The organism is Bacteroides coprosuis, assembly GCF_020741705.1.
Lineage (GTDB): Bacteria > Bacteroidota > Bacteroidia > Bacteroidales > Bacteroidaceae > Bacteroides_E > Bacteroides_E coprosuis.
Genome location: NZ_DYYK01000051.1, coordinates 1 through 7,137 on the forward strand (window position 1 = coordinate 1; position 7,137 = coordinate 7,137).

A 7,137-nucleotide genomic window follows, 5' to 3' on the forward strand; every position below is an offset into this window, starting at 1 on the left:
TACCTAAATAATAGTAAAACTTGTCAGCTGGTACAGGTGTTGGGGTAGGATAAGATAATAAAAGATATCCTAAACCCATGGTGATAAGACCGGCAAGAATTGTTCCCTTAAAATTCTTCGTTTTATCGGCGATTATACCACCAACTAATGCAAGTGCATAAATTAAAAAATAGAATGATGAATAGATAATACCGGCACCTTTTCCATCAAGTCCAAATTTTGTTTGTAAAAACAAAGTTAGAAGTGCCATCATGACATAGAAACCAAAACGCTCGCCCATATTGGCTAAAGCAGCTGGTAACAGTCCTTTAGGATGATTTTTAAACATAGGTTTGTCTTTTTATAGATTAGTATTTGTATGTATTAAGTTTCTTTTTATGTTAAAACGATTGCAAATATACAGCATTTAATCATTTTCGGTATTAAATAGTAAACAAACTTTAGCATTTACAAACTTTACTAAATCTGCTGGTGCTATTTTTATTTGTAACCCTCTCTTTCCCGCACTTACATAGATATGTTCAAATTTATCACAATGCTTATCTATATAAGTAGGAAAAGGTTTTTTCATACCGATAGGCGAACATGCTCCTCTAATATACCCTGTTGTAGGTAATAATTCTTTCATCGGTAGCATTTCACACTTTTTATTTCCCGACTCTTTTGCCGCTAATTTAAGGTCAACCTCTTCTATTCCAGGAATAACACAGACAAAATGTCCATTTTTATCCCCTCGTAAAACCAACGTTTTAAACACTTGATGTGGATCTTCTCCTAACCCTTGGGCTACATGTACAGCACTAAGATCTGCTTCATCAACTTCATATGGTATTAATTCATATGATATTTTCTCTTTATCTAATAATCGAGCAACATTTGTTTTACTAATTTTCATATATCAACTGTAACTTTGAAAGTGGCTGTAAGGCCACATTGGCTAATTTCAACATTTTTTAAATAATAACAACTATAAAACCTATCTTTTTTTATAAAAATTCGTTTGTTATAGACTTTTTGAGGTTTTAAAAGTTAAGTCTTCGCTTTTTCCCTTTAAGTTTGCACTATCATTTTCTTTCTCTTAAATTTGTAATTCCCCTATAAACTAAAACTTTAAATCGTTTTTTATGAAATTCAAATATGAATTAGATGATAAATTAGCAGCCTTTCCACTACTTATGTATGGTCTTCAGTGGTTTTTGGTTTCAATACCTATGGTATTAATTATTGGAGCGGTTGTCTCGCATGTACAAGGTCTTGGAGCACCAGACCAAACAGCATATACTCAAAAACTAATGGCTGTTATGGGTCTTGGTCTAGTTGCACAAGTTTTAATTGGACATAGACTACCAGTAGTAATAGGTCCAGCATCTGTTTTACTAATTGGTATTATTGCTTCGGGAGCAGAAAACACACCTCAAATTTATACCGCAATAGTGATAGGTGGGCTATTTTTATTTATCCTATATGTAAGTAAATTACTCTCTAAATTACAATTTATTTTTACTACGAGAATCATCGTTGTTATAATGGCTCTCATAGCCTTTACACTATCTCCAGTAATACTAAATCTTGTTTTCAGCGATGGACAAGCTGTCTTTTCTTTAAGCTTTGCTATAGGAATGGTAATCCTCATGACTCTAGCTAACAAGCTATTAAAGGGAGTGTGGAATTCAACTGTTGTACTTTTAGCTTTACTTTTAGGTACAGGAATTTATTATGCTTCAAATGGATCACCAGAATCTCTAACCGTTAATACAGAAGCTTCAACTTTACCATTCTTTAACTTTCCCTTTGAGTTTAATGGAGGAATTATTCTATCCTTCTTATTTTGCTATGTAGCTCTTCTTGTTAATGAATTGGGTTCAGTCCAATCTGTGGGACAAGCTCTAAAAGCAAAAGACATGAATAAGAGAAGCGAAAGAAGTGTAGGAATTGCAGGGGTTTTAAATATGCTCTCAGGTTCTATTGGTGTAGTTGGTCCTGTAGACTATTCGATGAGTCTTGGACTCATTAATGCAACTGGATGCGCTTCTAGATACGCACTCATCCCGGCAGGAGTTGGATTGTTTGTATGTGCTTTTATACCTAGCATTATAGGTCTATTTAACTTTATTCCCCCAGTGGTTATGGGTAGTATTATGATTTATCTGATGGCTTCACAGTTATCTGCCTCGTTCCAGATGGTAGCAACAAATGATATTGTTCACCACTTTAACCATGGTATTATTATTGGCTTACCTTTAATGATAGCTCTTCTAATTTCTTTTATGCCAGAAGAGTTAAACGCTCAGATACCAGCCCTTATTAGACCAATTGTTGGTAATGGGTTTGTGATGGGTGTAATAACCGTTCTTATTTTAGAACACGGCATTTTTAGAGACAAGAAACCTAAAAAAGTGTAAAAATCATAACTTATTAGGATTGACGCACTACCATAAATATGTTTTCTTTGTATTTATAATCAGTATAAGTATATGATACAAAGAAAACATATTTTCACAGCACTATTGGCATTAGGGGTAATTCTTCCCTCTTATGCCTCAGCTGACCAGCCAGATGAAATACCCAGAGATAGCCTAAAGGTCTATAATTTAGAAGAAGATGTTGTTGTAATTGCATCTCCCAAAGAAAATAGAAAGTTAAGGGAATTGCCCACTTCTGTTACCCAAGTCAACAAAAAATTGATGCAAGCACATCAAATTAGATCAATTAAAGATTTAACGGGTACAGTGCCCAACATCTTTATTCCCAATTATGGATCGAAACTTTCTTCAGCTATTTATATCAGAGGGATTGGATCACGTATAAATACTCCATCAGTAGGACTCTATGTAGATAATGTACCATATATAGATAAATCAGCCTTCGATTTTGACTTTTCAGATGTTGAGCGAATTGATATTTTGAGAGGTCCACAAAGTACTCTTTATGGTAGAAATACTATGGGTGGATTAATTAAGGTTTATACTAAATCGCCTTTCGATTATCAGGGTACAGATTTTAAGATTGGGACATCAACCTATGGTGATTACGATGCCTCTGTTGCTCATTACCACCGTGTAAATAATAATTTCGCATTTTCAACGGGAGGATTTTTCAAACATAAAGGAGGCTTCTTTAAAAACACCTATCTCGACAAGCAAATGGATAAAGGTGATACAGGAGGAGGCCGCTTTAGAGGTATTCTAATTCCTTCGTCTAATTTAAAGTTAGACTTGAATGTAAATTATGAATACTCTGATGAGGGAGGATTTCCTTATGGAGCCTATAACAAGGAAACTAACTCCTATGCAGAACCAAATAACAATAAAGAACATAGCTACAGACGTAGCCTCTTTAATACAGGCTTAAATCTAACATACCAAGCTGTAAATTTTGATTTCTCAGCTATTACAGGTTATCAAAGATTAAAAGACAGAATGTTTATTGATCAAGATTTTTCTCCTGCAGATATCTTTACAATTATGCAGAAGCAACAGCTCAATACTCTTTCTGAAGAATTTATATTTAAATCTAAACCCAATCGAAAATGGGAATGGACAACAGGGCTGTTTGGTTTTGCTCAAAACCTAAGGACTGATGGTCCAGTGTGGTTTCACCAAGATGGAATAAGGAACCTAATAGAGCGTGGCATTAAAACTGGTTTAGAGCAAGGCATAGGTATGATAAACAATATGATACCTCCTATTCAAATTGGATCAATGCCTTTCCCTATTCAGCCATCAGTATTTGCCGACTTCAATGTCCTAGATAAAGAATTACTCATTGATGGTGTTTTTAAAACTCCCATATATAGTGGATCTTTTTATCACCAATCAACTATCAACGATTTATTTATTGATGGCTTGTCGTTAACTGCTGGTTTCAGAGTTAATTACGAGCATAATAAAATGAAATACAACTCTAATAGTGCTATTCATTATGGTCTGGATTTTGGTGCTAAAGCTAGTTTAGTTGCCCCTTTTCCTATGCCAGAGCAAACCTATGGACCTTATAACGTTCAGTTAGAAAGCAACCCAAAGCTACAAGGTGATTTAAATAAAAGTTCTGTTGACTTTCTACCTCGATTTGCTCTCCAATATAATTTAGATAAAGACAATTCTGTTTATGCAACTGTAAGTAGAGGTTACCGCTCAGGGGGATACAATGTGCAAATGTTCTCAGACCTTATACAGTCTGAGATGCAAACTGTAATGCGTGGAGATATGATGAAAGGGGTAATGGGTAAATTAATGCAAGAATATAACCAACTAGACCCTGATAAAAAGCATAAAGTAGATATGATGGTAGATAAAATGAAAGAAAATATGCCACCACATATCTTGGATATGATACAAAATGGAGGTCCTACACCAGATCCTCTTGACATTGAAGATGCCACAGTCTTCAAACCAGAATACACTTGGAACTATGAAGTAGGAACCCATTTAAATATTGGTCAAGGTAAGTTCATTGCAGATTATGCCTTATTCTTACTAGACACAAAAAATCAACAAATTGCAAAATTTGCTCAAAGTGGATTAGGTCGTGTAACCGTCAATGCGGGGAAAAGCCGTAGCTACGGGGCAGAGGCAGCAATGAGATATCGTGTAGATGAAGTTATTAGCCTACATGCTGCATATGGATTCACTCATGCTGAATTCACAGAATACAAAACAAATAAGAAAATGAATGGAAAACTTCAAGAAGTAGACTACAAAGGAAAAAGAGTGCCTTTTGTTCCTCGCCATACATTAAATGCAGGTATCGATTTTAATTTCGCTATGCCTCAAAGATCATGGTTGGATGGTGTTTTATTAAGTGTAAGCTACTCAGGAGTTGGGAAAGTATATTGGACAGAAGAAAATGACGTAAGTCAAAAATTCTATGGCACATTAAATGCTAATTTAAGCTTGAAGAAGGGAAAAGCATACATGGATATTTGGGGAAGAAATCTCTATAATAAAGACTATGCTACTTTCTATTTCGAATCAATGGGTAATGGCTTTATGCAAAAAGGAGCTCCCATACATTTCGGATTATCTCTAGGATGTCAATTCTAAAAATTATACATTATTGTTTGAATTAAAAGTGAAAGTCGAGCTAAGTACAACACAACTTAGCTCGACTTTTTTTGGGTAGAAATATTAATCTAGTATTGATTAATAAATATTCTTATAAATCAGGACATTTCACACCATCAGTAAAAGACACTTGCCTTCCACCTTTTGCATCATACCCATGGCCTGTAATATCTGTAACTGTCTTACCATCTTCTGCTGTAGTATCAAATCTCCAATAAGAAATAAGTCCCTCAGAAGTTGGATCTACATAACATACATTATTAGCTAATTCAGCAGGTGATAATGCTTTTGACCAAACCCTACACTCGCTTATGTAACCATCCAATCCTCTACCATTGGCTGAACGTCCTATCATAAAACTCTTATCTGAATAAACTTTTGTTAAATCCAAAACTTTAGCCTCAGAATGTGTACCTGACGTTTCTAGTTTACCATTGATATACATTCTTACCTCTCCATTATCAAATACAGCGGCAATATGATACCATTTACCTTCACTAAATTGCGTAGAACTTGTTAATCCAGGTTTTGCAATCTGAAGTTGATTTGGTTTGATAGAAGCATCACCAAATCTTAACAAAAAATTCTCCTCTAATCCCATAACACTACTAATGTAAGGATTTCTTTGTTGGAAATTATTTACATAAATTCTAGTTTCATATGTAGCAGATGGTAGAGCCTTTAATGATACATCATTTTGAGATGCAAAATCTACAGCAAAATAATTATTAGTAAGAGATGCAGCCTGAGTTATTGTTATACTCTTAATTATAAACAACACATAAGATGATCCATTTAGAATATCTATTCCTCCAGAGTTTCTCTGAATCTTTATAGGAAGAGCATAAGTAACTCCTTCTTGATAGTCTTCTGTTTGCCAAACAGTTAATTTCAAAGGATCAGAAATATATCTATCCTCTTCAATAACCACTTCTTTACTGGAAAGTTCAAATGCACCTTCTGGTAAAATCTTATAGTTCTTATTATATTTTAAATTATATTGGTCTATAAGTTTTGAATCGATAGCTAAACTGATTTCGACACTTTTGTCTAAAGGAGTTGAAGCACTCACACTAAAAGCTATATCTGTGGGCTCATCAGAAACTGTAATATTTCTCAAATTACTATCTTCTGTCCCTGTCATAAATAACACATCTCTATAATCTTTTGAATTTTGACATGCACAGAAAAGGCTAATTATAATTAAATAATTAAATATTTTTTTCATATCTATTTTCATTTAGAAGGATTCATTAATTGAATTGCAGCTCTTAGATATTTATATTCTGGAGTATGTTTATATTCATACTCCATGTGATAAGTACCTACACCACCTTTTATCTTTTTCTCTCCATCCACAGTGGGCTGGAAACGTGCCATTCCCTCTAAGGAAGGAACATATATAATAGTACCATCTTCCAATGTGTGCCTATAACTACTATATCCTCCAGTTTCCCAATGTCTTTCAAAATCTTCAGCAAAAATATACTGTTCTGGATTCCATCCCTTCTTTAAAGCATTATTAAAACGTCCTTGAAGATCATTATCACCAGGTGAACTATATGCTTGAACGATTCCATAGTCAAAATACTCTGCTAAATGCTTCTCTACCGCATAAGGAACACCATCTATTAAAAATAATTTATTGGTCCCTGATTTAGGTCCAAAATATTTTCCCAAAGCCTCTACAAAGGCTGTCATTAACTTATTGTCGTGCCCCACTAATGGCCCTTGACCTCCAAATCCTGGTTCATAATCTAAATCAATACCATCATAATTATATTTATACATTGTATCAGCCAAGGCTTTTGCATAATCAGCAACTCCTTCAGGAGTAGGTTCAAAAGGTTCTGGTACTTCATGGGCAAAAATTGTATAAGTTACTTTCGTTCCATAATTTTCTTGTACATACCTTAAATCAGCTTTTTGAGCAGGGGTAATATCCCAATATTTACCCCATATGGATATTATATCAATACTATCTGGGGCAGAAGTTAAACGAGAACCCATTGTTGCTTGATCAGCATTCCAACCACCAAACCATCCAAAAGACACTTCATGATCTGATTCTTTA

Annotated in this window: 5 protein-coding genes and 1 pseudogene; 2 read left to right on the forward strand and 4 right to left on the reverse strand. The window is 34.4% G+C overall.

Going from position 1 to position 7,137, the window contains the following annotated elements:
• Positions 1-328: pseudogene (locus K8V80_RS02950) on the reverse strand (MFS transporter); the annotation flags it as partial.
• A 78-nt stretch (positions 329-406) separates the two neighbouring features.
• Positions 407-895, reverse strand: coding sequence for a Cys-tRNA(Pro) deacylase (ybaK, locus tag K8V80_RS02955; protein WP_006744336.1), 489 nt, complete (start codon positions 893-895; stop codon positions 407-409).
• 229 nt (positions 896-1,124) lie between these two features.
• Between ybaK and K8V80_RS02960 the strand changes: the two genes are divergently transcribed.
• Together K8V80_RS02960 and K8V80_RS02965 are read left to right on the forward strand one after the other, a co-directional pair.
• On the forward strand, positions 1,125-2,402 hold the full coding sequence (locus K8V80_RS02960) for a uracil-xanthine permease family protein (protein WP_006744335.1): 1,278 nt from the start codon (positions 1,125-1,127) through the stop codon (positions 2,400-2,402).
• 72 nt (positions 2,403-2,474) lie between these two features.
• Entirely contained in the window at positions 2,475-5,042 is a 2,568-nt protein-coding gene (locus K8V80_RS02965) for a TonB-dependent receptor (RefSeq protein ID WP_276775364.1), read from the forward strand.
• 112 nt (positions 5,043-5,154) lie between these two features.
• Here K8V80_RS02965 and K8V80_RS02970 read toward each other — a convergent pair whose 3' ends face one another.
• Together K8V80_RS02970 and K8V80_RS02975 are read right to left on the reverse strand one after the other, a co-directional pair.
• Positions 5,155-6,291 (reverse strand): DUF1735 and LamG domain-containing protein, encoded by a 1,137-nt coding sequence (locus K8V80_RS02970; protein WP_276775365.1) that lies wholly within the window; start codon positions 6,289-6,291, stop codon positions 5,155-5,157.
• Positions 6,292-6,299: 8 nt separating this feature from the next.
• Positions 6,300-7,137, reverse strand: an 838-nt coding sequence (locus K8V80_RS02975) for a glycoside hydrolase family 18 (RefSeq protein WP_276775367.1), incomplete at its 5' end; no start/stop codon positions are given.

Coding starts and splice junctions, on each gene's coding strand:
- ybaK (WP_006744336.1), bottom strand. CDS start 895: ATGAAAATTAGTAAAACAAATGTTGCTCGATTATTAGATAAAGAGAAA.
- K8V80_RS02960 (WP_006744335.1), top strand. CDS start 1,125: ATGAAATTCAAATATGAATTAGATGATAAATTAGCAGCCTTTCCACTA.
- K8V80_RS02965 (WP_276775364.1), top strand. CDS start 2,475: ATGATACAAAGAAAACATATTTTCACAGCACTATTGGCATTAGGGGTA.
- K8V80_RS02970 (WP_276775365.1), bottom strand. CDS start 6,291: ATGAAAAAAATATTTAATTATTTAATTATAATTAGCCTTTTCTGTGCA.